21 protein-coding genes and 1 pseudogene are annotated in these 24,107 nt (G+C 70.7%); 14 read left to right on the top strand and 8 right to left on the bottom strand.

From position 1 onward, the window contains the following. The first annotated feature begins 106 nt into the window (after positions 1–106). Both metH and ACK8GG_RS18905 read left to right on the top strand, forming a co-directional pair. The gene (gene metH, locus ACK8GG_RS18910; RefSeq protein WP_440356930.1) at positions 107–3,610 is read left to right on the top strand and encodes a methionine synthase; all 3,504 of its coding nucleotides are present in this window, start codon (positions 107–109) and stop codon (positions 3,608–3,610) included. A 110-nt stretch (positions 3,611–3,720) separates the two neighbouring features. Then, complete coding sequence (locus ACK8GG_RS18905; RefSeq protein WP_440353168.1) at positions 3,721–3,849, top strand: hypothetical protein; 129 nt, start codon at positions 3,721–3,723, stop codon at positions 3,847–3,849. A 94-nt stretch (positions 3,850–3,943) separates the two neighbouring features. Here ACK8GG_RS18905 and ACK8GG_RS18900 read toward each other — a convergent pair whose 3' ends face one another. Beyond that, on the bottom strand, positions 3,944–4,348 hold the full coding sequence (locus ACK8GG_RS18900; protein WP_440356900.1) for a hypothetical protein: 405 nt from the start codon (positions 4,346–4,348) through the stop codon (positions 3,944–3,946). A gap of 62 nt (positions 4,349–4,410) precedes the next feature. Continuing rightward, a pseudogene (locus ACK8GG_RS18895) lies at positions 4,411–5,148 on the bottom strand (class I SAM-dependent methyltransferase); the annotation flags it as partial. A gap of 301 nt (positions 5,149–5,449) precedes the next feature. On the opposite strand from ACK8GG_RS18895, the gene ACK8GG_RS18890 reads away from it, so the two are divergent. Together ACK8GG_RS18890 and ACK8GG_RS18885 are read left to right on the top strand one after the other, a co-directional pair. Beyond that, positions 5,450–5,650 carry a hypothetical protein gene (locus tag ACK8GG_RS18890; protein ID WP_440352078.1) on the top strand — a complete coding sequence of 67 codons (201 nt, stop codon included), beginning with the start codon at positions 5,450–5,452 and terminating at the stop codon, positions 5,648–5,650. Positions 5,651–5,727: 77 nt separating this feature from the next. Continuing rightward, positions 5,728–5,901: a hypothetical protein gene (locus ACK8GG_RS18885; protein WP_440352079.1), complete on the top strand. Its 174-nt coding sequence runs from the start codon at positions 5,728–5,730 to the stop codon at positions 5,899–5,901. Between the two features lie 61 nt (positions 5,902–5,962). Here ACK8GG_RS18885 and ACK8GG_RS18880 read toward each other — a convergent pair whose 3' ends face one another. Further along, on the bottom strand, positions 5,963–6,136 hold the full coding sequence (locus tag ACK8GG_RS18880) for an ion channel (protein WP_440356929.1): 174 nt from the start codon (positions 6,134–6,136) through the stop codon (positions 5,963–5,965). A 295-nt stretch (positions 6,137–6,431) separates the two neighbouring features. Here ACK8GG_RS18880 and ACK8GG_RS18875 point away from each other — a divergent pair, with 295 nt between their 5' ends. The 6 genes from ACK8GG_RS18875 to ACK8GG_RS18850 all read left to right on the top strand — a co-directional run bounded on the left by ACK8GG_RS18875 (position 6,432) and on the right by ACK8GG_RS18850 (position 13,404). After that, positions 6,432–7,172 (top strand): neutral zinc metallopeptidase, encoded by a 741-nt coding sequence (locus tag ACK8GG_RS18875; protein WP_440352080.1) that lies wholly within the window; start codon positions 6,432–6,434, stop codon positions 7,170–7,172. A 444-nt stretch (positions 7,173–7,616) separates the two neighbouring features. Next, positions 7,617–9,758, top strand: a complete 2,142-nt coding sequence (locus ACK8GG_RS18870; RefSeq protein WP_440352081.1) for a hypothetical protein — start codon at positions 7,617–7,619, stop codon at positions 9,756–9,758. 80 nt (positions 9,759–9,838) lie between these two features. Next, positions 9,839–10,273, top strand: coding sequence for a hypothetical protein (locus tag ACK8GG_RS18865; protein ID WP_440352082.1), 435 nt, complete (start codon positions 9,839–9,841; stop codon positions 10,271–10,273). Between the two features lie 241 nt (positions 10,274–10,514). Beyond that, positions 10,515–11,747 (top strand): polysaccharide pyruvyl transferase family protein, encoded by a 1,233-nt coding sequence (locus tag ACK8GG_RS18860; RefSeq protein ID WP_440353164.1) that lies wholly within the window; start codon positions 10,515–10,517, stop codon positions 11,745–11,747. Between the two features lie 201 nt (positions 11,748–11,948). Continuing rightward, the gene (locus ACK8GG_RS18855) at positions 11,949–12,620 is read left to right on the top strand and encodes a DsbA family oxidoreductase (RefSeq protein ID WP_440350866.1); all 672 of its coding nucleotides are present in this window, start codon (positions 11,949–11,951) and stop codon (positions 12,618–12,620) included. A gap of 142 nt (positions 12,621–12,762) precedes the next feature. Then, positions 12,763–13,404 carry an HAD family hydrolase gene (locus ACK8GG_RS18850; protein ID WP_440356928.1) on the top strand — a complete coding sequence of 214 codons (642 nt, stop codon included), beginning with the start codon at positions 12,763–12,765 and terminating at the stop codon, positions 13,402–13,404. Positions 13,405–13,506: 102 nt separating this feature from the next. Here the strand turns inward: ACK8GG_RS18850 and ACK8GG_RS18845 are convergent, their stop codons facing one another. The 4 genes from ACK8GG_RS18845 to ACK8GG_RS18830 form a co-directional block, all read right to left on the bottom strand. Beyond that, on the bottom strand, positions 13,507–16,056 hold the full coding sequence (locus ACK8GG_RS18845) for an ABC transporter permease (protein WP_440356899.1): 2,550 nt from the start codon (positions 16,054–16,056) through the stop codon (positions 13,507–13,509). Further along, positions 16,056–16,820 (bottom strand): ABC transporter ATP-binding protein, encoded by a 765-nt coding sequence (locus ACK8GG_RS18840; protein ID WP_440350868.1) that lies wholly within the window; start codon positions 16,818–16,820, stop codon positions 16,056–16,058. The genes ACK8GG_RS18845 and ACK8GG_RS18840 overlap by 1 nt, the downstream gene beginning before the upstream one ends. Before the next feature lie 187 nt (positions 16,821–17,007). After that, on the bottom strand, positions 17,008–17,715 hold the full coding sequence (locus tag ACK8GG_RS18835; protein WP_440350869.1) for a LuxR C-terminal-related transcriptional regulator: 708 nt from the start codon (positions 17,713–17,715) through the stop codon (positions 17,008–17,010). After that, positions 17,712–18,692, bottom strand: coding sequence for a RecB family exonuclease (locus ACK8GG_RS18830; RefSeq protein WP_440350870.1), 981 nt, complete (start codon positions 18,690–18,692; stop codon positions 17,712–17,714). Before ACK8GG_RS18830 ends, ACK8GG_RS18835 begins: the two co-directional genes overlap by 4 nt. Positions 18,693–18,778: 86 nt before the next feature. Here ACK8GG_RS18830 and ACK8GG_RS18825 point away from each other — a divergent pair, with 86 nt between their 5' ends. From ACK8GG_RS18825 to ACK8GG_RS18815, 3 genes are read left to right on the top strand one after another with little or no spacing between them, the layout of a single operon-like run. After that, complete coding sequence (locus ACK8GG_RS18825; protein ID WP_440350871.1) at positions 18,779–19,933, top strand: site-2 protease family protein; 1,155 nt, start codon at positions 18,779–18,781, stop codon at positions 19,931–19,933. Next, a complete protein-coding gene (locus ACK8GG_RS18820) occupies positions 19,930–20,958 on the top strand; it encodes a tRNA (adenine-N1)-methyltransferase (RefSeq protein ID WP_440356898.1) in 1,029 nt (342 codons plus the stop codon). Before ACK8GG_RS18825 ends, ACK8GG_RS18820 begins: the two co-directional genes overlap by 4 nt. A gap of 18 nt (positions 20,959–20,976) precedes the next feature. After that, the gene (locus tag ACK8GG_RS18815) at positions 20,977–21,552 is read left to right on the top strand and encodes a hypothetical protein (RefSeq protein ID WP_440350873.1); all 576 of its coding nucleotides are present in this window, start codon (positions 20,977–20,979) and stop codon (positions 21,550–21,552) included. 182 nt (positions 21,553–21,734) lie between these two features. Here ACK8GG_RS18815 and ACK8GG_RS18810 read toward each other — a convergent pair whose 3' ends face one another. After that, positions 21,735–22,040 carry a ferredoxin gene (locus tag ACK8GG_RS18810; protein WP_440350874.1) on the bottom strand — a complete coding sequence of 102 codons (306 nt, stop codon included), beginning with the start codon at positions 22,038–22,040 and terminating at the stop codon, positions 21,735–21,737. Positions 22,041–22,218: 178 nt separating this feature from the next. Between ACK8GG_RS18810 and arc the strand changes: the two genes are divergently transcribed. Further along, positions 22,219–24,000 carry a proteasome ATPase gene (arc, locus tag ACK8GG_RS18805; protein WP_440350875.1) on the top strand — a complete coding sequence of 594 codons (1,782 nt, stop codon included), beginning with the start codon at positions 22,219–22,221 and terminating at the stop codon, positions 23,998–24,000. Positions 24,001–24,107: the final 107 nt, after the last annotated feature.

Here is a 24,107-nt window from a genome sequence, read left to right as displayed (position 1 = left end):
GCGCCCTCGCGTCCCGAGGGCGCCATTCGTCACAGAATGTGGGAGTGCCGTGCGGTGTGGCGAGGCCGATGCCCAAGAGCACTAACCTGTACGGGTGCGCAGACCGATACTCGACGTGCTGGCCGAACGGGTGCTCATCGCCGACGGGGCGATGGGGACGATGTTGCAGGCCGCTGACCTGACCCTCGACGACTTCGAAGGGCACGAGGGCTGTAACGAGGTCCTCAACGTCAGCCGGCCCGACGTGGTGCGCGCGGTGCACGAGGCGTACTTCGCCGCCGGCGCCGACTGCGTGGAGACCAACACCTTCGGTACCAACCTCAGCGCGCTGCGCGAGTACGGCATCGAGGAGCGCATCTTCGAACTGGCGCAGGCCGGGGCGCGGCTCGCCCGCGAGGCGGCCGACGCCGTGGCCACCGAGGACCGCCCGCGTTTCGTGCTCGGTGCGATCGGCCCCGGCACCAAACTGCCGACACTCGGGCACATCGGCTTCCGCGAGCTGCGCGACGCGTACGCGCAGAACGCGGCCGGGCTGATCGCCGGCGGCGCCGACGCGCTGATCATCGAGACCGCGCAGGACCTGCTCCAGGTCAAGGCCGCTGTCACCGGCTCCCGGCGGGCCATGGCCGAGGCCGGGCAGACGGTGCCGATCATCTGCCACGTCACCGTGGAGACCACCGGCACGATGCTGCTCGGCAGCGAGATCGGCGCGGCCCTGACCGCACTGGAGCCGCTCGGCATCGACCTGATCGGGCTCAACTGCGCCACCGGCCCGGCCGAGATGAGCGAGCACCTGCGCTATCTGTCCCAGCACGCCCGGATCCCGCTGTCGGTGATGCCGAACGCCGGCCTGCCGCAGCTGACCGCCGACGGTGCGGTCTATCCGCTGTCACCCGACGAGCTCGCCGAGGCGCTGGAGCGTTTCGTCGGCGAGTACGGGGTGGGCCTGATCGGCGGCTGCTGCGGCACCACCCCGGAGCACATCCGGGTGGTTTCCGAACGCCTGCACGGGACGCGTCCGGGGACCCGCGAACCGCGCCGTGATCCGGGCGTTTCGTCGATCTACCACCACGTTCCCTTCGCTCAGGACGCCAGCGTGCTGATGGTGGGGGAGCGGACCAACGCCAACGGCTCCAGGGCGTTCCGCGAGGCGATGCTCGCCGCCGACTGGCAGGCCTGCGTGGAGATCGCCCGCAGCCAGGCCCGGGACGGCTCGCACCTGCTGGATCTCTGCGTGGACTACGTCGGCCGGGACGGCACCCAGGACATGCGGGAGCTGGCCGGGCGCTTCGCCACCGCCTCCACGCTGCCGATCGTGCTGGACTCCACCGAGCCCGCCGTCGTCGAGGCCGGGCTGGAGATGCTCGGTGGGCGCTGTGTCGTCAACTCCGTCAACTTCGAAGACGGCGACGGCCCCGGGTCCCGCTACGCGCGGGTGATGCCGGTCGTCGCCGAGCACGGCGCCGCGGTGGTGGCGCTGCTGATCGACGAGGAGGGGCAGGCCCGCACCCGCGAGTGGAAGGTCCGCGTCGCGCAGCGGCTCATCGAGGACCTCACCGGCCGCTGGGGCCTGGACCGCGCCGACATCCTGATCGACGCGCTGACCTTCCCGATCGCCACCGGTCAGGAGGAGACCCGCCGCGATGGCATCGAGACCATCGAGGCGATCCGGGAGATCGCCCGGCGCTGGCCCGGGGTCAACTTCACCCTCGGCATCTCCAACGTCTCCTTCGGACTGAACCCGGCCGCCCGCCAGGTGCTCAACTCGGTCTTCCTGCACGAGTGCGTGCAGGCGGGGCTGACCAGTGCCATCGTGCACGCCAGCAAGATCCTGCCGATGGCGAAGATCCCGGACGCCCAGCGTGAGGCGGCGCTGGACCTGATCTACGACCGGCGGCGCGAGGGCTACGACCCGGTGCAGCACTTCATCGAGATCTTCGAGGGCGTCGACGCGGCCTCGGCGCGGGCGACGCGGGCCGAGGAGCTGGCCGCGCTGCCGCTGGAGGAGCGGCTCAAGCGCCGGATCATCGACGGCGAGCGCAACGGCCTGGAGGCCGACCTGGACGCCGCGATGGCAGCCGGGCGCACCCCGCTGTCGATCATCAACGACATCCTGCTGGACGGCATGAAGGTCGTCGGCGAGCTCTTCGGGTCGGGGCAGATGCAGCTGCCGTTCGTGCTGCAGTCCGCCGAGGTGATGAAGACCGCCGTGGCGTACCTGGAACCGCACATGGACAAGGCCGACGACGGCGGCAAGGGCCGCATCGTGCTGGCGACCGTCAAGGGCGACGTGCACGACATCGGCAAGAACCTGGTCGACATCATCCTGAGCAACAACGGCTACGAGGTCGTCAACATCGGCATCAAGCAGCCGGTCAACGCCATCCTCGAGGCCGCCGAGGAGCACAAGGCCGACGCGATCGGCATGTCGGGCCTGCTGGTCAAGAGCACGGTCATCATGAAGGAGAACCTCGCCGAGATGGCGAGTCGCGGCGTGGCCGAGCGCTGGCCGGTGCTGCTCGGCGGTGCGGCGCTGACCCGCGCCTACGTCGAGGACGACCTGCGGGCGCTCTTCCCGGGCCAGGTGCACTACGCCCGCGACGCCTTCGAAGGGCTGGCCCTGATGGACCGGGTGATGACCGCCAAGCGCGGCGGCGCCCCGGTCGTCGACCCGGAGCGGGAGGCGGCGCTGGCCGCCCGCCGGGCCCGCCGCGAGCGGCAGCGGGCCATGGTGACCGAAAACCTGCCGGAGCTGACCGACACCTCGGTCCGCTCCGACGTCGCGGCGGACGCGCCGGTGCCGACGCCGCCGTTCTTCGGCACCCGCGTCATCAAGGGCATTCCGCTGGCCGACTACGCCGGCCTCCTCGACGAGCGCGCCACCTTCCTCGGCCAGTGGGGCCTCAAGGGCAGCCGCGGCGGCAACGGCCCCTCCTACGAGGAGCTGGTCGAGACCGAGGGCCGTCCCCGGCTGCGCTACTGGCTGGACCGGCTCGCCGCCGACCAGGTGCTCGAGGCGGCCGTGGTGTACGGCTACTTCCCGGCGTACTCCGAGGGCAACGACCTGGTGGTCCTCGACGAGTCCGGACGCAGCGAGCGGGTGAGGTTCACGTTCCCGCGGCAGCGCCAGGAGCGCCGCCTCTGCCTGGCGGACTTCTACCGGCCCAGGGGCGAACAGCTCGACGTGGTCGCGCTGCAACTGGTCACCGTCGGCGAGCCGGTCAGCGAGTACACCGCCAAGCTCTTCGCGGCCAACAACTACCGCGACTACCTGGAGGTGCACGGCCTGTCGGTGCAGCTCACCGAGGCGCTCGCCGAGTACTGGCACCGGCGCATCCGCTCGGAGCTGACGCTGCCCGACGGCCGGACGCTCGCCGACGACGACCCGGGCGACCTGGCCGGCCTGCTGCGCAACGACTACCGCGGCTGCCGGTACGCCTTCGGCTACCCGGCCTGCCCGGACCTCGAGGACCGCGCCAAGATCGTGGAGCTGCTGAGGGCGGAGCGGATCGGCGTACGGCTGTCGGAGGAGTTCCAGCTCGAACCGGAACAGGCCACCGACGCGATCGTCGTCCACCACCCGGAGGCGAACTACTTCAACGCCAAGTGATGCCGTCGCCCTTGACCTGCGCAAGGCGGATGTCGTCAGCGGGGACGAGTCTGTGGAACTGCGCCAATCCGTGACCCATCGGGTTTCGTAAGCCCTCTGGCGGTGCCGTGTTGGCCGCGGCGGTGGCGCTGGCGTCGCTGGCTGGGCCGCTGCTGGCCTTCGATGACGGCGGCGAGCATGTGTTCGTGGTGTCGCCGGGCGACGATCCGACCATCCTGGCTCAGCACTGGCCGTGGTAGCGACACCGCTCGGTTGATGGCTCCGCGTGCCAGTGCGGGCGTTCATCCGGCGGTGACCGTGATCTGGTGTTGACGGGTGGTCCAGGTCCCTTGGTCAGTCCAGGTAGTAGCTGGCCCTCCAGCGGGCTTGGTCGGCTACCGAGAAGTTGTCGAAGTCGCCGGCAGCCTCGCACTCGAGCAGGTAGCGGAGTGCTTCCGCGGCGTCCGCTGAGCCGTTGCCCGCCAAGTGTTCCTTGGTCGCGTCCGGTCCTGCTCCGTAGAGCAGTTGGACGTCGATGGAGCAGTGGGCGTCCCAGCTCGATTCCTTGGCCTGCCAGATGAGGAGCACGTCATCCAGCTGGCCGGCGTTGAACAGCTGCACGCAGCACAGCTTCATGAGCTCCGTGTCCTGGTCATGCTGATCGAGGTCTGCTTGGGCCTGGAGTATCTCCCGGATCCGGGGCAGGTCGGCGGAGGATGGCTGCAGACCGTAGCGGCGAAGGCTTTCGTTTTCGTTCATGGTTCTTCCTTGCGGGTCGGCGCCGATCCTGGCGCGCCTGCGGGGGCGTACGTGGCGCGGGCTCAGGCGATGAGCAGGCGAAGGCCGAGTTCCGCTTCTTCGAGGTCGGCGAGGCCGGAGTTGCGCTCCGCCCACCGGCCCGAGGCGAGGTCGTCACGCAGGCTGCGCACCGCCCGTTGCTCGACCTCCGGCCCCACCCGGGCCCAGACCGAGACCCCGCGCCGGACGCTTTCGTCCAGGTACGCCTCGGGCCGGCGCCAGTAGGCCTCGAAGAAGCCGTCGACGCAGTCCCACGGAACGGGTACCGGCTCGACGCGGGCGTCGATCGCGTAGGCCAGGTCGGTCAGCGAAGGCCGGCCGGTGACGAGTCCGCCGAGTTCGGGAAGGTAGTCGCGGGTGAGCCAGAACCGGTCAAGCCATCCGGAGTCGGTGGTGTCGTGAGTGAACACCACCACGCGCCGGGCGACGCGTCGCATCTCGCGCAGCCCCGCGATCGGGTCCTGCCAGTGGTGCACGGTGGCGAAAGCCATCGCCGCGTCGAAGGACCGGTCCGCGAACGGAAGACGCTCCGCGGCGGCGGCCACGCACGGCGCCGCCCCTGCGGGACGCTGCGCGCGCATGAGCGCTGACGGCTCCACCGCGGTGACGGCCCGGTCGGTGGGCTCGTAGGAGCCGGTGCCGGCGCCGACATTCAGGACCGTGCGCGCATCACCGAGCGCGTCCAGGACTCTGGCGGCGATCCGTGGCTCGGTGCGCCGGGTGACGGTGTAGGTGGCGCCGATGGTGTCGTACAACTGCGCGCTGGACATGTTGCCGCCTCCCGGTCTCTGCCCCGCTCCCAGGCCCCCGCGGGTCCGGTTGAAGGCCGCAGCATCGGACTGGTGTCGCTCTCCGAAAGGCTAGGCGACTTCCCTCCCGACGGCTGCCCCGGCGGGTGCCCTGACAGCGCTGGAGACCCCGCCGAGCGTTCCACAGGACGCGTGCATGGGAGCGGCTATACGTCAGGTGACGCCGCGGGCCCGCTGAGAGGCGACCGGCCGGGTTGACTTCGCTCGTCATGCTGGGAGCGGATTTCACACCCGCGCCCGTTGAGGAGTGTCTATGAGTAGGCCCGCCAAGACTGCCGGTGTCCTTTTCGGGCTCGCCGTCGGCGTCGCCGTCGGTTCATCCCTCGGGGGATCCGCCTTCTGGCCCGGCGTCGTGATCGCCGCGCTCGGCGTCGTGCTCCTCCTGGTCGGCACGGCGGGACCCGATCTCGCCGGAGACGACTGGGCCGAACGTGATGAGGGGGTGGCGGGGTAACCGCAGGCGCCGCGGTCCCCGCCGAGCGACGACCGCGGAGCCGGCAGCGGCCAACCCTCGCCGGCCGTGGCGCCCGGGTGGAGCAGATCCTCAGACTCGCCGAGGAGCAGGCCGAGGATCATCGCGTCGAGGCGCGGGTCGAAGCCGAGGCGATCGTGACCGCCGCACGACAGGAGGCGGAGGTGATTCTGAGCCGGGCCCACCAACAGGCGGCCGGAATCAGCGGTGATCCACCGCCCACCCGGGTGTAGCCGAGGATCGACCGCGAAGACCACCAACCACCGGCGGCACCGCGTCCCGCGCCGGCAGGGGTCACCGGCCGCCACGCTCCATGCCGAAGATCGACACCAGCCGGGCGACCAGGGTGACCAGGAAGATCTGGCCGGTGAGGGTGTCGAGGACGGCGAGCGTACGGGCGGGTTCGCCGGCGGGGACGAGATCGCCGTACCCGAGGGTGGCCATGGTGACGAAGCTGAAGTACTGGATGTCGGCCCGCCCGTCGGCGAAGAGCGGCGCGGACTGGACCGGGCGACCGCCGCGAAACAGGCGGCGTAGAAGAAGCCGATCAGCAGGAAGCTCGCCACCAGCAGCAGGCGCACCAGGCCGTACCGGTCGGTCCGACGCCGGTCGTGCTCGTCGGATGCCGCACTGCCGGGCTGCGCCGCCACGGTGACCAGTATCGGCGCGACGGACCGGCCGGGACGGCGCTTTTGCCGGGGCTTGGCAGGCGTTGCGGCACCGCTTGCCGGGTACAGCAGCCGTACGAGACGGCGGTGGAGGTGTGTGCGTGACACGATCCGGCTTCAGTCGCGGGCGGCGGGCGACAATCGGCGGTCTGGCCGCGGCGTTGCTGACCGGGCTCGCGTGCGCGGTCGGGCCCGTCGGCGGGGACGGTCCGGCGCAACAGCAGGAGCAGCCGAGCGCCGGGGTCACCACCCGCGCCGACGGCACCACCAGCGTCAGCGAGTTCACCGACGACATCCGCGGTGCGGTCGGGGTCGCCGAGGAGTACTGGTCGACCGAGTTCCAGCGCTCCGGGCAGCCCTTCCGCCCGATCGGCCGCGTGGTGGCCTACCAGCAGGAGGGGGAGGTGGCCTGCGCCGGGCAGGCGCTGCCGCGCAACAACGCCGTCTACTGCCCGCAGGGCGACTTCATCGCCTACGACGTCGGCTGGGCGGTCGATGCCTTCCGGCAGGTCGGCGACGCGTTCATCTTCTACCTGCTCGGGCACGAGTACGCCCACGGCGTGCAGGTCCGCCTCGGCATTCAGTACAGCTACACCATCGAGCAGGAGTTGCAGGCCGACTGCATGGCCGGCGCGTACATCGGTGATTCGGTGCGGCGAGGCAAGCTGACGCTGGAACCCGGTGACCTGGACGAGCTGCGCGACGGACTGTTGGCAGTCGGGGACGAGCCCGGCCAGCCGTGGTTCGCCGAGGGCGCGCACGGCAGCGCCGAGCAGCGCACCGATGCCTTCTTCCGCGGGTACGAGCAGTCCCTGGCCGGCTGCGGCCTGTCCTGACCGCCGGTGGCGGCAGCGACGACGTACGCGCAGGTGACGGGCTCAGGCGATGACGGTACGGGCGCCATGGTGCCAGGACCATCAACGCGGAGACGACGGGGCCGGCCGACTGTCGGCGTGTCCAGTCCCACCACTTGCTTGGCACTTCCGCCCAGGACACGGGTGACAGAGGAAGATCGCACCGGCCTGGCGCTGCTGGCCCGGATCGTAGATCACGCGCAGCCCTGACGGATTTCCCTTCCGGGCGAGTGTCTCGGCGGGCCCCGGCAGGCTGATCGCCGAGCTCTTCAGCGTGGGCCTCTTCCTGCGCCTTCCCCTTGGCGAAATGGGCTCGCAGCCATGCAAGTTTGTCGATACGATCCCGGTCGCCACTCTGGCATCGGCAGACGGGGAGAACTGATGGGCATTCGTGCACGGTGGGGGCCGAGGAGCCTTGCTGCGGCAATGGCGACTGTGGTCGTCGCGCAACTGGCATTGATCTCCGGCGGAGCGGTGGCCGGCGAGACGCCGCTATGGCAGGTGGAGGTCGCGAAGATCCCCACTGCGGAGTACACCCGGGACGCGAAGGTCTACGTCACCGAGGCCACCCAGGCGCTGCGCCCGTACGTGGGCGACAGGCTCGGCGACAGCCGCATCGACCCGGTTCTCGCCGATGTCGACAGCCGCTACTTCGATGGCGCGCGGCTCGACGGCGTCCCCAACGGCGAGATCGCGTTCGACAATCTCAAGCACCTGGAGTCCTTCCTCAAGGGCCGGCTGGCCGGTGCCAGCCCGCCCAACGGCGAGGCAGAGCAGGCGCACGTCCGAGCGCTGGTGGAGACCCTCTCCGGGGTGCGGCTGCTGGCCGACGCGGCGATCCAGGACGCCGAGGCGACCATTGGCCCGTTTCGCGCCAGCCCGTTACCCGCGCCCGCGCCGCCGGGCCTGACCGAGGCTTTCGCGGACCTCGAGGCGGCCAAGGTCAGCCTGGCCAAGGCCGACAGCATGCTGCGCAAGGCCAACCCGGTACCTGCGACCATCAACGCCGGCGACGCGTGGCGCAACGGTTTCCACGTACTGACCCGCCTCGGCATCACCTACGAGGGCGACCACGACAACGACGGCGTCGTGGACGTGGTCGAGCTGCGCTTCGGCGCGAGCCCCTTGCTGGTCGATTCCGACGGGGACGGGCTTACCGACAAGTTCGAGATCACCGAACTGGCCGGCTGGACCATGCCGGGGCGCTCCGACACCGACGACGACGGGTTGCCGGACGGCACGGAGGATATTGACGGTGATGGACTGACCAACCTGCGCGAGCAGGCGCTGGGTACCTCGCCCACCGAGGCGGACACCGACCGCGACGGGGTCGGCGACGGTGCCGAGGTGACACGCGGCACTGATCCCCTGGTCCCGGACGCGCCCCCGCCGCCGGTCAGTGCTCCGACCGACCCGGTGCAGACCACGCCGACCGAGGCCGACACCGACGGGGACGGCATCCCGGACAGCACGGAGCTCGACGACAGCGAGACCGATCCGGCGAACCCGGACACCGACGGCGACGGCCTCAGTGACGGGGCCGAGATCAGCGAACACCTGACGAACCCGCTGGCGGCCGACACCGACGGGGACGGGATCGCCGACGGGTACGAGATCGCACACGCCGAGGACCAGGGCCTTGATCCGGTTGTTCCGGACGAGCGGGTCAGCAAGTGGTCGTACGTGACTGATTTCGTCGTCGGTCTGATCGCCGGAGACTTCTCGCCGCGCGATTCGATGGCGTGGCTGGCCGGCTATCTGTGCTCTGGCGGTCTGAGTCTGATCCCGGTGGTCGGTTGGGTGCTCGGGGGCCTCGCTGATCTCCGGGACACCGTCGCCGCATTGATCAAGACGGACTGGGTCGGCGCCGGATTGAGCATCATGGGCCTGATCCCGTATGCCGGCGACGCGGTGGCGATCCCGGGCAAGGCTGCGAAGTTCGCGCTGCGGTATCTGCACCGGCTCGACAAGGTGATCACCTTTGTCGCGAGGTACGACAAGATCTCCGACAGCGTCAAGACGCTGACCATCCGCGCCATCCTGCTGGGCAATTACGGCAAACTGACCGATGCGGGTATGTCCGACGCGGTTATTCTGCGGATGGCTCGCAGGCCCAGCAACAGCCTGTCGCGTCTGGCGGACGCGCTGACCGATGCGGTGCCGGGTGCGGCCTCGACGCCGTGGCTGCGTGGCTGGCAGGCTGGTGAGGATTACTTCGCCGACGTGCTGATGGCGGGCCGGCCGGGTCTGCGCGGCCGGGCAGCCCGGATCGAAATGCCCGGTGTGCCGAGACCCAACTCGGCGCGTGAGCCGGACTTCCTGGAAACTGGTCCGCCGCGCAACCTGCACGAGGTCAAGACCGGTGAGCCGGGGCACCGGGAGTCTTATCTCAAGCAGTGTGACCAGGACCGGCACCTTCTCGACACAAGTCAGGTCGACAACGTGCTGTGGCACTTCCTGCCACATGCCAACGCCTCACAGGGAGTCCCGCAGGATCTGTTGGACTGCCTGCGGCGCAACCGGATCCCGTTCATGATTCACGCGTCGGACGGTTCCTTCTCGCCCTGATCAACTTTTTGCTGCCAGGACGAGACGAGCGGGTGGCCCGGTGGCGACACCGGGCCACCTCTGCAGAGATGGTGGGAGTCATGGGTTGGTTGCGTAGGTCCCGTCCTGAGTACGGGGTCAACGGTGTGGAGCCGGACCGCGGCAGCAACGGCTGGGACAGTTTTCCCGGGGATGCCCTGGCCGGGCAGCCCGTGGTGATCGAGGCGGCCGCGGGTCTGCCGCAGGATCCCGTCCTGGCCGATCTGCCGGACTACCTGTCGGTCGCCACGCCGGACGGCCGGGAGTGGACTCTCGGTTTCGACGACGGGATGCTCTCGCTGTTCGACCTCTCCCATCCCGGAAGCGACCTCTTCGAGCAGGTGTTGACGGCCGCCCCGTGGACAGAGTCGGTCGAACGCATCGAGCGCGATGTCTTCCACTTCACCACGACCAGGGTGCTCACCGCCGACGTGGTGCTGGCGCACTGTGTCGACGTCTGCGGCGAGGCCTTCCGCAGGCTCGGCGACTCAGTGTGATCTGCCTCATCGGCGCTGGTCAGGCTGGCAGGCATGGTGCCCGGCGGTGGGTACGCAGCGGCACCGCCGCATCGCCGCGCCGTACCACCCCGCCCGGAACGCCCAATCCACACGTCGTCGGGTAGCGTGGCCGGGTGCTGGTCATTGCGAAGATTTCCCCCACGGCATACGACGGTGAGCCGACGTCCACCGCTCATGGTCGCCCGTCGCGCCCCTCCGAGACCCCGGGCCAGGTGGCATGATGCGTATTCTTGTCAGGGCCGCGCAGGATCCGCGGACCGTTCTGGAGCCCATGGAGTCCAGCCACCGCATGGGTGGCAACTCCGGCAACCTCCTCTACGCCAACGCAGTCGTGCGGGCACTGAGCACGCGCTGGACCCGGATCGACACGGGTGGCTTCGACGCGCACACCCAGGAGGACCCCTCCAAGTTCATCAAGGACGTCAACCGCACCTACGACCACTACGTGGTCCCGCTGGCCAACGTCTTCCGGTCGGGCTTCACCGACAAGCTCGTCAAGATGACCGAGATCATCCGGCGTCTCGAGATCCCGGTGACAGTCGTCGGCATCGGTGCGCAGACCACCGTCACCGCAGCCGAGAGCGACGAGCTGCGGATGACCAAGACCGGCAAGACCCGCGTCCCGGACGAGGAGGTGGCGCGCCGGCACGACCAGGTGGTGCGCACCTTCGTCGAGACGGTGCTGGAGCGCAGCGCGACGTTCGGGGTACGCGGTGAGGTCACCAAGCGCTACCTGGTGTCACTGGGGATCCCGGACGAGCGGGTCACCGTCATCGGCTGCCCGTCGCTGTTCACCTGGGGCTCCGACCTGCGGATCGAGAAGACGCCCGGCCCGCTGACCCGTGAGTCCCGGATCTCGATGAACGTCGACTACCGGGTCAAGGGCATGGCCGACGTCGTCGAGCTCAACTCCGAGCTCTACCCGGAACTCACCAGCCCCGTACAGGACTCGAAGTCGGCCCGCATGATCATTACGGGTGTCGACAAGTACGACATGTCGAAGTTCGACTCGCGGTTGCCGATCCACACCGGGCACCGGCTGTACAAGGAACGCCGGCTGGTTTTCTACCCCAGTCCCTGGGGCTGGATCGAGTCGTTCAAGTCCCAGCGCTTCGCCTTCGGCACCCGGTTGCACGGCAACATCGCCGCGCTGCTCGCCGGTACGCCGGTGCACCTGCTGGCCCACGACTCGCGCACGCTGGAGCTGGCGCGCTACCACGCCATCCCGCACAGCCTGCTGTCGGACTTCGAGAAGCCGCCGTCGGCTGCCGAGCTGTGGGAACGCACCGACGTGGAGCCGTTCAACCAGCTCCAGCCGGAGCGATTCCGCAACTACCTCGACTTCATGCACACCAATGGTCTGCGCACCGTTTTCGACAAGGACCGGTCGCCGCGCGGCTTCGACCGCAAGATCGCCGAGGGCCAGCGCACGGGCCCCGTTCTCCCGCAGTGACGAGGGGCGGGACCGGTCGCGGTCCCGCGGATCAGCACCAACCCCGGCCGGGGTCGCCGCAGCCGGCAGCTGTGGCGACCCCGGCCGCACCGGGGTGTGCGTCGTCACGCTTCGCCGCGCTGGCAGACTTGGTACCACGGTGATCGGTTCTGTCGCAGAGGCGATCGTCCGCCCTGACCGCAGACCCCTGGGATGCCACACATGAGCTCCACCGCCCCCGGCCGGCCCCTCACCGTCCACATCTGGTCCGACATCGCCTGCCCGTGGTGCTTCATCGGCAAGCGCCGTTTCGAGGCCGCCGTGCGGGAGTTCGGGTCACCGGTGGAGGTCGAGTACCACTCCTTCCTGCTCGCCCCCGACAGCCCCACCGACTACGAGGGCAACGAGGTCGACTACCTGGCGAGCCGCATCGGCGTGCCGCGCGAGCAGGTGGAGCAGATGCTGGCCCGGGTCACCGAGGCCGGCGCCGGTGAAGGGCTGCGCTACGACTTCGACGCACTGAAGCACACCAACACCGGGCTGGCCCATCAGGCGCTGCACCACGCCAAGGCGCACGGGTTGCAGCAGGAGCTGGTCGAGCGGCTCTTCCAGGCGTACTTCGAGCAGGGCCGCCACCTGGGACGGGTGGAGGAACTGGTCGAGCTCGCCGCGGAGGTCGGCCTCGACGCCGACGAGACCCGGGCGGTGCTGACCGGCGGCCGCTACGCCGCGGCGGTCGGGCAGGATCTCGCCGCGGCCCGGCAGATCGGCGTCACCGGCGTGCCGTTCTTCCTGATCGACGGCCGGTACGCCGTCTCGGGCGCGCAAAGCAGCGAGCTCTTCGTCTCGGCCCTGCGGCAGGCAGCCGACGCCGGCCCCGACGAAGATTCCTGACACCCGCCGGCACCGGCGCGAGCGGGTAACGCCGATGGCGTCGGCCACATCGCCGCGCGTCATCGCCACCGGCGTTGACAGGATCGCAGGTATGGACTCCGCACTTCCGCAGATCATGCCGTACCCGGCCCGTCCCGCCGCCGTGCTCTTCGACATGGACGGGACCCTGGTCGACAGCGAGAAGCTCTGGGACGTCGTCCTGGTCGAGCTGGCCGCCCACTACGGCGCCGTCCTCTCCGAGGCGGCCCGGCACGCGATCGTCGGCACCAGCATGGCAACGGCGATGCAGCTGCTGCACACCGACATCGGGCAGCCCTGGCGTGATCCGCAGCGCAGTGCCGCCTGGATCGACCAGCGCATCCTCGAACTGTTCCGGGGCGGGCTGCAGTGGCGTCCCGGCGCGATGGAGCTGCTGGCCGCCGTCCGGCAGGCGGGTGTGCCGACCGCCCTGGTCACCTCCAGTGGCCGGCAACTGGTCGAGGTGGCGCTGGACACGCTGGGCCGGGAGAGCTTCGACGCGGTGGTCTGCGGTGACGAGGTCGACGCGACGAAACCCCACCCGGAGCCGTACCTGAGGGCCGCCCGGCTGCTGCGGGTGCCGATCGGCGAGTGCGTGGCGATCGAGGACTCTCCCACCGGGGTGCGCAGCGCCCTGGCGGCGGGCGCGACCGTGCTGCATGTGCCGGCCGGCGCTGCGGTCGAGGCGATCCAGGGGGTGCACCTGCGCGGCAGCCTCACCGGGGTCGACCTGGCGGTGCTCGCCGAACTGCACGCGACCCGCTGACCACCCCGGGACGCCGATCGCGACCGGATGCCGATTGCCCGCGGACGCCGATCGCGCCGGGCTGCGCCGCAGCTGAGGTGCGGCGGAGCCCGGCGCGTTGGCTCACTCGTGCGCGATCGCGGCGAGCACGTTGATCCGGGCCGCCCGGATCGCCGGGATGATCGCGGCGACCACCCCGACCAGCGCGGCCAGCCCCACGAAGAGCCCCATCTGCTGCCACGGCATGACCAGGTCGGTGATGCCCTCGTCGTGCAGGGCCCGCACCACGACCGCACCGATGGCGGCGCCGACGCCGATGCCGAGCAGCGCGCCGAAGACCGACACCACCACCGCCTCGACGGTGACCATCCGCATCATCTGTGCGCGCTGCAGCCCGATGGCGCGCAGCAGTCCCAGCTCCCGGGTGCGCTCCATCACCGACAGGATCAGCGTGTTCACGATGCCCAGCACGGCGATGACGATGGCCAGGGCCAACAGGATCTGGATCATCATGAGCAGGGTGTCGAAGACGCCGAGCTGCTGCTCGACGTAGCCGGCCCGGTTGACCACGGAGACCTCCGGGCTGTCGGCCAGCAGCGCTTCGACCTTGGCCAGCGCGGCGTCGGCGTCCGCGTCGTCGTTCAGCTTGATCAGCGCCATCATCGGCTGGGCGACCGTGAAGCCGGCCACCGCCTCCACGGGCAGCACCACACCGCCGAACATCATGTCGTCGGGGACGACGGCGCTGACCTCGTACCGCTGGCTGCCGCCCTGGGTGAGTTCGACGGTGATGGTGTCGCCGACCGTACGGCCCAGGTCTTCGGCGGTGCCCGCGCCGAGCGCCACCTGATCGGGGCGCAGGGTGGCGATGACGCCGGCGGTCGGGACAGCCCGGAAGACCCGTCCGGCGGCGGCGAAGTCGTTGGAGGCGGTTACCCACCGGGTCTGGCCGTCGACCAGTGCCCGCTCCTGCCAGATTCCGGCGAGGACCGCGACCTCCGGCAGCGCCGCCGCGGCGTCGAGGACCGTGGCGTCGAAGGTCGGCGCGACCGGGCCGGTCTGCGCGCCGGAGATCACCAGTTCGGCGTCGAGGACCTCGTCCACCTCTGCGGCGATGCTCGACTTGGCCGAGTCGAGGACCACCGTGATCCCGGTTACCAGGGAGATGCCGACCATCAGCGCCGCCGCGGTGATCGCCGTACGGCGCGGGTTGCGACCGGAGTTGAGCCGGCCCAGCTTGCCCGGCACCGACCAGGCGAAAGCGGCGCCCAGGGCGCTCACCACCGGCCGGCTGATCAGGGGGGTGAGCAGCGCGGTTCCGATGAAGGCCAGCACGACCCCGGCGAGGATCGTGGCCAGGGCCTGGTCGCCGGCGTTGCCGGAGAGCCCCGCGGCGAGCAGAGCCGCGCCCGCGGCGAGGACCACCGCGCCGGCGGTGGTGATTCTGGTCAGTGGCCGGTCGGGTGTGGCGACATCCTGCATGGCGGCGATCGGCGGCACCCGGGAGGCCCGCAGCGCCGGCAGCAGCGCGGCGAGGAGTGTGACCAGCACACCCACCCCGAAGGAGCTGTAGACGGCAATCGCCGGCACGCCGAGGCCGGCGAGGGTCAGGCCGCCGGCGAACTGCCCGAAGGCGTACGCCAGTGCCGCGCCGATGCCGACTCCGGCGGCCAGTCCGAGCGCCGAGGCGAGCAGCCCGATCACGATCGCCTCGACCAGCACCGAGCCGACCACCTGCCGGCGGCTGGCGCCGATGGCGCGCAGCAGGGCCAGTTCCCGGGTCCGCTGCGCCACGATGATCGAGAAGGTGTTGAGGATGAGGAAGGTGCCGACCAGCAGGGCGACCCCGGCGAAGCCGAGCAGGATCTTGTTGAAGAAGGAGAGTCCTTCCTTGAGCCCGTCGGAGGACTCGGCAGCCATCTGCGCGCCGGTCTTGACCACGTAGTCGCCGCCCAGGCTGCTCGCCAGGGCGTCACGCAGCTGCTCGGCGCTGGTGCCGTCGACGGCCTGCGCCGTCACGTGGGTGTAGACGTCGCGTTCGCCGAGCATGAGCTGCTGTGCCACCGGCGTGGTGAAGAAGACCTCGTTGCTGCCGCCCAGGCTGTCCCGTCCGCCGCTGTAGCCGACGATGCCGACCAGGGTGAACTCCCGCTTCGGTTCCCGGGTGAGGACGCCGACCCGGTCGCCGACGGACACCCGCGCGGCCTCGGCCAGCCCGGCGTTGATCAGGATCTCGTCGTCGGCGCGGGGTTCGCGTCCGGAGCGAAGCTCGAGCCCACCGCCCTCACCCATCCAGTTCTGCCCGGCCTGCGGCGCGCCGAAGCTGGTGACGACCTTGCCGTTGCTGCCGATCAGGCGTGCGCCGTCGGCGTAGACGGCCCCGGCGGCGGCGGCCACCGCGTCGTTGGACGCCACGGTCTCCACCAGCGAGGCCGGCAACGGCTTGCCGGCGCCGCTCTGGTCGAACCCGTCGGAGGAGACGGCCGGCGCGGCGGAGACGTAGACGTCGCTGGACTCGAACGCCTGGGCGAAGAGCGCGTCGAAGGAGCGACCGAGGGTGTCGGTGAGGACGAACGCGCCGGAGACGAACATGACGCCGAGCACCACGGCCAGACCGGACAGGAGCAGACGCAGCTTGCGAGCCAGCAGGCTCTTGAGGGTGGCGCGCAGCATCAGGCCACCTCGGCCGGGGCGTCGAGCTTCTTCATCGTGTCGAGCACCGTCTCGGCGGTCGGGCTGGTCAGCTCGGTGACGATCTGGCCGTCGGCCAGGAATATGACACGGTCGGCGTAGGAGGCCGCGCCCGGATCGTGGGTGACCATCACGATGGTCTGCCCGTGTTCGCGTACGCAGTCGCGCAGGAACCCGAGGACCTCGGCGCCGGAGCGGGAGTCGAGGTTGCCGGTCGGCTCATCGGCGAAGATCACTTCAGGGCGGGCGACCAGGGCCCGCGCACACGCCACCCGCTGCTGCTGACCGCCGGAGAGCTGACTGGGGCGGTGGCCGAGCCGGTCGGCGAGCCCGACGATCTCGATCACCCGGTCGAACCACGCCGGGTCCGGCTTGACCCCGGCGATCGCCAGCGGCAGCAGGATGTTCTCCTTGGCCGTCAGCGTCGGCAGGAGGTTGAACTGCTGAAAGATGAAACCGACCTTGTCGCGGCGCAGCCGCGTCAGGCCGGCGTCGTTGAGTCCGGTCACGACGGTGCCGCCGACGGAGACCGTGCCGCGGGTGACACTGTCCAGGCCGGCCAGACAGTGCATCAGCGTGGACTTGCCGGACCCCGAAGGCCCCATGATCGCGGTGAAGCGGCCCTGGGCGAATTCAGTGCTGACTCCGCGCAGCGCGACGACCTGCGCCTCGCCGCTGCCGTAGACCTTCCACACCTCATCTGCACGGGCCGCTGCCTGCGGTGTGCGGTCGACCGTCGCGGTCACTGGTACTCCCTCTGTCGCTGATGTCGGTGCCGCGGACAGATTTCGCCGCGGCCACTTCATCATCGGCCCGGCCGAGCGCGGTTTCGTCCAACTCCCGGTGGAGCGCGGGCGGATTTCTGCTGCGGGGACCACCCAGGACGGAGTAGGGGTTTTCCCTGACAGTCCGATGCGTGCTCTCAGGAAGCGGTCACCGGGAGCCGGGGCGGATCAGACCCGTTTCGTAGGCGAGCACGACCGCCTGCGCCCGGTCGCGCAGCGCCAGCTTCGTGAGCACGTTGCCGACGTGGCTCTTGACGGTGGCCTCGCTGACCGACAGCGCCTGGGCGATCTCGGCGTTGGAGAGCCCCCGGGCGACCTGACCGAGGACCTCCCGCTCCCGATCCGTCAGCACGGTGAGCACGTGCGGGGCCGCCGGCGGCACCTCGGGCCGATCCACGTCCACGCCCTTCAGAAGCTCCGCGAGCAGCCCCGGCGCCAGCACGCCGGCGCCGGTGGCCAGCGCGTGGACCGCGGCGACGAGGTCGGCCGCCGGCACATCCTTCGACAGCACGCCCTGGGCGCCGGCGCGCAGGGCGGCCAGTGTGGCGCTGTCCAGCCCGTCGGTGGCGAGCACCAGCACACGTACCGGCAGCCGGGCCGCGGTGAGGGCTCCCAGCAGACCGGCGGCGTCCAGGCGGGGTGTACGCGCGTCCATCATCACGATGTCCGGCAGCAGCCGCCGGGCCAGCTCCAGGGCCGTCCGGCCGTCTCCTGCCTCGGCGACGACGTCGAGCCCTGTCTCGGCGCCGAGCACAGTCCGGAAACCGGCCCGGAGCATCGGCTGTTCGTCGACGAGCAGGATCCGCACCGGCGGGGCCGTCGGCCCGCCGGCCGGCCGCGTTCGTGCCCGGCTCACTCGTCCGCGCCGGGCACGGCCGGGTCGGCGGCGACGGGGTCGGCGGGGTGCTGCTCGGGGAAGGGCGGCGGAGTGCCGCCGAAGGTCGGGCAGTGGGCCTGGTGGTTGCACCAGTCACAGAGCCGGCTCGGTGAGGGACGGAAATCCTGCCGGGCGATGGCCTGCTCGATCGCGCGCCAGAGCGCCATCACCGTGCGTTCGAACCGCACCAGTTCGTCGGCCTGCGGGGTGTAGTCCAGGACCTGCGCGTCCTTGAGGTAGACCAGGCGCAGCACCCGGGGGACCACGCCGCGGGTGCGCCACAGGACCAGGGCGTAGAACTTCAGCTGGAACAGCGCCCGCGCCTCGAAGGCCTCGCGGGGCGCCCCGCCGGTCTTGTAGTCGACCACCCGCAGCGCGCCGTCGGGTGCCACGTCGAGCCGGTCGATGTAGCCGCGGATCAGTAGTTCGTCGTCGACGAGGGCGGAGACGAGGCTCTCCCGTTCGGCCGGTTCGAGGCGGCTGGGATCCTCCACGGCGAAGTATCCGTCCAGCAGCGCGGTGGCTGAGCTCAGGAACTCGGCGCCGGCTGCGGGCGGCGCTGCGGCGTCGAAGAGCCCGGCGAGTTCCGGCTGCTCGGCGACGAGCCGTTCCCACTCGCCGGGCACGAGCGCGGCGGCGGCCTGCGGGGTGCGCTGCGCCGCAGGCAGGTCGAAGAGCCGCTCGAGCACCGCGTGCACCAGGGTGCCCCGCGCCTGCTCCGGGGTGGTGCGCTCGGGCAGCCGGTCGATGCTGCGGAAGCGGTAGAGCAGCGGGCAGGTCTTGAAGTCCGCCGCCCGCGATGGCGACAGCGACGCCCGTACCAGCGGCAGTGGGCTGCGGGAGGCGGCCGGACCGGCCTGCGCGGCGGGCGTCGCCGCCGTGCCCGGGAGCGCGTCGTGCCCGGGCCTGGGCTGCGCCGAGGGTGCGGACTGCTGGGTCACCGGTTCCGCCGTCATGCCCCGAAGGCTATTCCACCGGTACGACGTCACCTCCGCGCAGCGTGGCGGCTGCGCTCCCAGGCACAGTCCGTAGCATCGGGCCGATGGAGCAGACGTCCCCGCCACCGAAAGCGCCCGTGCGCGCCCCGGGCATCGCCCTGGGCCGTGTGCTCGGGGTACCGGTCCACCTGCACACCTCCGTGGCGCTGCTGGCGCTGCTGGTGACGGTGATGTACGGCGAACTCGTCCGCGGTCTGCTGGACCTCTCGGCGGTCGCCGGCTACGTCGCCGGTTTCGGATTCGTGCTCTGCCTGCTCGGTTCGGTGCTGCTGCACGAGCTCGGGCACGCGCTGACGGCCCGGCACTTCGGCATCGGTGTGCGCGGGATCACCCTTGAGCTGCTCGGCGGCTACACGGAGATGGACCGCGACGCGCCCAGCCCCCGCGTCGACCTGCTGGTGTCGCTGGCGGGTCCGGCCGTCTCGTTCGTCCTCGGGCTGGCGGCGATCGGGGTCACCGTGGCGCTGCCGTCGCAGGGCCTGGCGTACCAGTTCGCTTTCCAGCTCGCCGTCAGCAATGTGCTGGTGGCGGTCTTCAACAGCCTTCCCGGCCTGCCGCTGGACGGTGGGCGGGCGCTGCGCGCCGGGGTCTGGGCCATCACCCGGGACCGGCACCTCGGCACCGAGGTCGCCGGCAAGGTGGGCCGTGGTCTGGCGGTCGGCACCGCGGCTCTGGTCGTCTGGCTCGTGCTGATCGACTGGCTGCGGCCGGTGGCCCTGCCGCTGGTGCTGCTGGTGGCCTTCACCCTCTGGCGCGGGGCCGGCCAGGCGGTGCAGTCGGCCCGGCTGGGCCGGCGGTTCCCGCTGATCGACCTGGCGGCGCTGGCGCGGCCGGTCTTCACGGTGGCCGGCGGCACACCCCTGGCGGAGGCGCAGCGGCGGGCCGCCGAGGCCGGCCGCGGCGACGACGTGATCGGGGTGGCCGACTCGGCCGGCCGGCTGATCGCCCTGGTCGACCGGACCGCGGCCGAGGCGGTGCCGGAGCAGCGCCGGCCCTGGTTGGCGGTGGACTCGGTCGCCCGCGACGTGGGCAAGCTGCCGGCGATTCCGCTCGGCGCCGACGGGGAGCACGTGATCGAAACCGTGCGCGCCCACCCGGGGGCGCAGTACGCGGTGACCTCGGGAGAAAATATCGTCGGCGTCCTGCACATCACGGACCTCGTGCAGTTCCTCGAACCCAGACGGAAGATGACCAAGTGACCCCTCACCCCTCCGCCGGCCCGGCCGAGTCCCGCACACCGGAGTCCGGCGCGACAGCGCCGGTGCCCGCCCACCGGGGCCCGTTCCGCCCCGGCGACCGGGTACAGCTCACCGACCCCAAGGGCCGGATGCACACCGTCACTCTGGAGCCCGGCAAGGCGTTCCACACCCATCGCGGCATCCTGGAGCACGACGGGCTGATCGGGCTCCCCGACGGCAGCGTGGTCACCACCTCCGGTGGCGGCACCGCCTACCTGGCGCTGCGGCCGCTGCTGTCGGACTACGTGCTCTCCATGCCGCGGGGCGCGCAGGTGATCTACCCGAAGGACGCCGCGCAGATCGTCGCGATGGGCGACGTCTTCCCGGGCGCCAAGGTGCTGGAGGCCGGCGCCGGTTCCGGCGCGCTGACCTGTTCACTGCTGCGCGCGGTCGGCACCGGGGGAGAGGTGCACTCCTACGAGCTGCGCGACGACTTCGCCCAGATCGCCCGCCGCAACGTCGAGGCGTTCTTCGGCGCCCCGCACCCGGCCTGGAACCTGCACGTCGGCGACGTCGCCGGTTGCGCCGAGACCGGCTTCGACCGGATCATCCTGGACATGCTCACCCCGTGGGAGATGATCGACCTGGTCGAGCGGGCGCTCGTGCCGGGCGGGGTCTTCATCGGGTACGTCGCCACCACTCCGCAGATGTCGGAGCTGGTGGAGGCGCTGCGCGAGCGGGGTGGGTTCACCGAGCCGAGGGCGTGGGAGTCGCTGGTGCGCGACTGGCACGTCGACGGTCTCGCGGTGCGACCGGACCACCGGATGATCGCCCACACCGCCTTCCTGGTGAGCACCCGCAAGCTGGCCCCGGGCGTCACCGCGCCGCCGCGGCGCCGCAAGCCGAGCAAGGGCGCCGAGGCGTACGTGGCACGGCGCCAGGCTCTGCGTGACGCCGAGGCCCGGCAGACGGCTGTCGCGGAGCCGGCCACCGCGGAGCCGGGTTCGGCGCAGTCGGCCGTGGAGGAGGTCCCCGGTGAGCGGTGAGTGGCGGTCGGCCGTCGCATGACTCGACCCGAATTCGGCGGCGGTGACCTGCCCGCGGTCTTCCCGGACTGGTCGCCGTACCAGGATCTGGAATCTGCGGCTCGTGCGTATCTGCGCGATCCGGACATTGCGCTCGAAGCGCTCGAGGGTGTGCTGCGCGGCGGCTCCGTGCTCGGCTTCACCCTCGAACGCTTCGTCAACGAGGTCAACGGGGTCTGGCAGGAGGTCGCGATCTGCGACGGCAGCCGGTTGATCCTCTGGCACGGCGAGGACGTGCCGGAGGAGGACGGCCCCAACCTCTCGATGACCTCGTCGCTGCGGGTGGTGCCGGTCTCCACCGTCACCGAGGTGGGCTGCCGGCGGCGGCTGCACCGCACGGAGTCCGGCCGGGTCCGTGTCGACAGCATCGACGTCTACCTGCTGCTGGCCTCACTGGACGAGTCCGCCTCGGGCGGCGAGGAGGGCGTGCCGGGCGCGCGGCACGACGCGCTGCGGTTCGGCAAGACCGTCGACGACGGCGGCGCCGGGCAGATCGCGCGCCTGGAGGAGTTCGCCCGGCTGGTCGCCTCGGTGGTGGGTCGCCCGCTGCTCTGAACCGCCCGCCGGGCTGCGGCCGTCCCGGTGTTTCCGCAGTCCAGGTGGGCTGAGGTTGCAGGCCGGGCCGGATGTCGGCCGGGCCGCCGACACCGCCGCTGCTGAGACAGAACCGCCGCCGGCGCCCGATGGGCGCCGGCGGCGGGTGGCTACCGGCCGGGGCGCGCGAACGCGCCCCGCTGTCAGTCCTGCTCGGCGTCCGGTCCGGCGACCTCGACGTCGTCGGCGACGCGCACCACGTGAATGCACTCGCCCGGGCACTCCTTCGCCGAGTCGATCACCTCGAGCCGCAGGTGCGCCGGGACCGATGCCCGGCTGCCCGGATCGGTCTGCAGCTCACCGGAGTCGTCCTTGACGTAGGCCAGGCCGTCGACGTCGAACTCGAAGACCTCGGGCGCGTACTGCACGCAGAGCCCGTCGCCGGTGCAGAGATCCTGGTCCACCCAGACCCGCAGCTGGTCGCTGCCCGTCTCCACCTGCGCCGTCACAGTGCACCCCCCATGTTCCCAAGTCCCACGCCCCCGACGTTACCCGAATGGCGGTAATGGCCCGCAGGGCGTACCGGACCGATCAAGCTTGGGTGACGGGCGCGTTGCATGGGTCCCAATCGACGCCATACCGGCTAGTGTTAGCTCACAACGTTCAAGCCCCCCGGGGAGGTGGGACGTGGCACGCAGTGACGACGCGGATTCAAGCGCCGCACGGTGGGAGAAGGAGGCCCACGATCTCTCCACGCAGGTCGCGTTTCTCCAGGAGGAACTCGCTCTCGTGCGGCGGAAGTTGACCGAAGGCCCCCGACACGTCCGGCAGCTCGAAGAGCGGCTGGCGGCCACCCAGGCGCAACTGGCCCGGCTGACCGAGAACAACGACCGCCTGGTGAACACCCTCAAAGAGGCGCGCACCCAGATTGTCACCCTCAAGGAAGAGATCGACCGGCTGGCGCAGCCGCCCAGCGGGTACGGCGTCTTCCTCTCGCTGCACGACGACGGCACGGTGGACGTCTTCACCGGCGGTCGCAAGCTGCGGGTGACGGTGTCTCCCTCACTGGATGTGGCGCAGCTGCGCCGCGGCCAGGAGGTGCTGCTCAACGACGCACTCAACATCGTGGACGCGTTCGGTTTCGAGCGCGCCGGCGAGGTCGTGATGCTCAAGGAGGTGCTGCACGATCCCTCGACCGGTTCCGGTGACCGGGCGCTGGTGATCTCGCACGCCGACGAGGAGCGGATCGTCCACCTCGCCGATACCCTGATCGAGGAGCCGCTGCGCGCCGGCGACTCCCTGATGATCGAACCGCGTTCGGCCTACGCGTACGAGCGCATCCCGAAGAGCGAGGTCGAGGAGCTCATCCTCGAGGAGGTCCCGGACGTCGACTACTCCGACATCGGGGGACTCCAGTCGCAGATCGAGCAGATCCGCGACGCGGTGGAGCTGCCGTTCCTGCACGCCGACCTCTTCCGCGAGCACCAGCTGCGCCCACCCAAGGGCATCCTGCTCTACGGTCCGCCCGGCTGCGGCAAGACGCTCATCGCCAAGGCGGTCGCCAACTCGCTGGCGAAGAAGATCGCCGAGCGGCGCGGCGAGGAGAAGCACACCAGTTTCTTCCTCAACATCAAGGGCCCGGAGCTGCTCAACAAGTACGTCGGCGAGACCGAACGACACATTCGGCTGATCTTCCAGCGGGCCCGGGAGAAGGCCGGCGAGGGCACGCCGGTGATCGTGTTCTTCGACGAGATGGACTCGGTCTTCCGTACCCGTGGCTCGGGTGTCTCCTCCGATGTGGAGAACACCATCGTCCCGCAGCTGCTCAGCGAGATCGACGGTGTCGAAGGGCTCGAGAACGTCATCGTCATCGGCGCCTCCAACCGCGAGGACATGATCGACCCGGCGATCCTGCGGCCGGGCCGCCTCGACGTGAAGATCAAGATCGAGCGGCCGGATGCCGAGGCCGCCCGGGACATCTTCACCAAGTACATCCTCGCCGGGTTGCCGCTGCACCCCGACGACCTGGCCGAGCATGGCGGCGACGCCCAGGCGACCGTGGCCGCCATGATCGACGCCGTGGTGCTGCGGATGTACTCCGAGACCGAGGACAACCGCTTCCTCGAGGTCACCTACGCCAACGGTGACAAGGAGGTCCTGTACTTCAAGGACTTCAACTCCGGCGCGATGATCCAGAACATCGTCGACCGCGGCAAGAAGATGGCCATCAAGGAGTTCCTCTCCTCCGGCCGCAAGGGCCTGCGCCTGCAGCACCTGCTGGACGCCTGCCTGGACGAGTTCCGCGAGAACGAGGACCTGCCCAACACCACCAACCCCGACGACTGGGCCCGGATCTCCGGCAAGAAGGGGGAGCGGATCGTCTACATCCGCACCCTCGTCTCCGGCGGCAAGGGCACCGAGGCGGGACGGTCGATCGAGACCGCCAGCAACACCGGTCAGTACCTCTGACCATCGGCGTGACGCCGGCCCGCGGCACCGCCCGCGCGGCCGGCGTCACTGCCATCGGCCGCCACTGTGGAACGGGCGGCTCGCGTGCCCGGCCCCGGTCGGGCGTA

This window comes from Melissospora conviva (genome assembly GCF_049523535.1).
GTDB lineage: Bacteria > Actinomycetota > Actinomycetes > Mycobacteriales > Micromonosporaceae > Melissospora > Melissospora conviva.
This window is presented reverse-complemented; position numbering and strand designations above follow the sequence as displayed.

Bases quoted from the DNA above. Each gene is read 5' to 3' on its own strand.
- ACK8GG_RS18815 (WP_440350873.1), top strand. From the start codon at position 20,977: ATGACTCGACCCGAATTCGGCGGCGGTGACCTGCCCGCGGTCTTCCCG.
- ACK8GG_RS18855 (WP_440350866.1), top strand. From the start codon at position 11,949: ATGAGCTCCACCGCCCCCGGCCGGCCCCTCACCGTCCACATCTGGTCC.
- ACK8GG_RS18900 (WP_440356900.1), bottom strand. From the start codon at position 4,348: ATGAACGAAAACGAAAGCCTTCGCCGCTACGGTCTGCAGCCATCCTCC.
- ACK8GG_RS18890 (WP_440352078.1), top strand. From the start codon at position 5,450: ATGAGTAGGCCCGCCAAGACTGCCGGTGTCCTTTTCGGGCTCGCCGTC.
- ACK8GG_RS18860 (WP_440353164.1), top strand. From the start codon at position 10,515: ATGCGTATTCTTGTCAGGGCCGCGCAGGATCCGCGGACCGTTCTGGAG.
- ACK8GG_RS18830 (WP_440350870.1), bottom strand. From the start codon at position 18,692: ATGACGGCGGAACCGGTGACCCAGCAGTCCGCACCCTCGGCGCAGCCC.
- ACK8GG_RS18845 (WP_440356899.1), bottom strand. From the start codon at position 16,056: ATGCTGCGCGCCACCCTCAAGAGCCTGCTGGCTCGCAAGCTGCGTCTG.
- ACK8GG_RS18825 (WP_440350871.1), top strand. From the start codon at position 18,779: ATGGAGCAGACGTCCCCGCCACCGAAAGCGCCCGTGCGCGCCCCGGGC.
- ACK8GG_RS18865 (WP_440352082.1), top strand. From the start codon at position 9,839: ATGGGTTGGTTGCGTAGGTCCCGTCCTGAGTACGGGGTCAACGGTGTG.
- ACK8GG_RS18870 (WP_440352081.1), top strand. From the start codon at position 7,617: ATGGCGACTGTGGTCGTCGCGCAACTGGCATTGATCTCCGGCGGAGCG.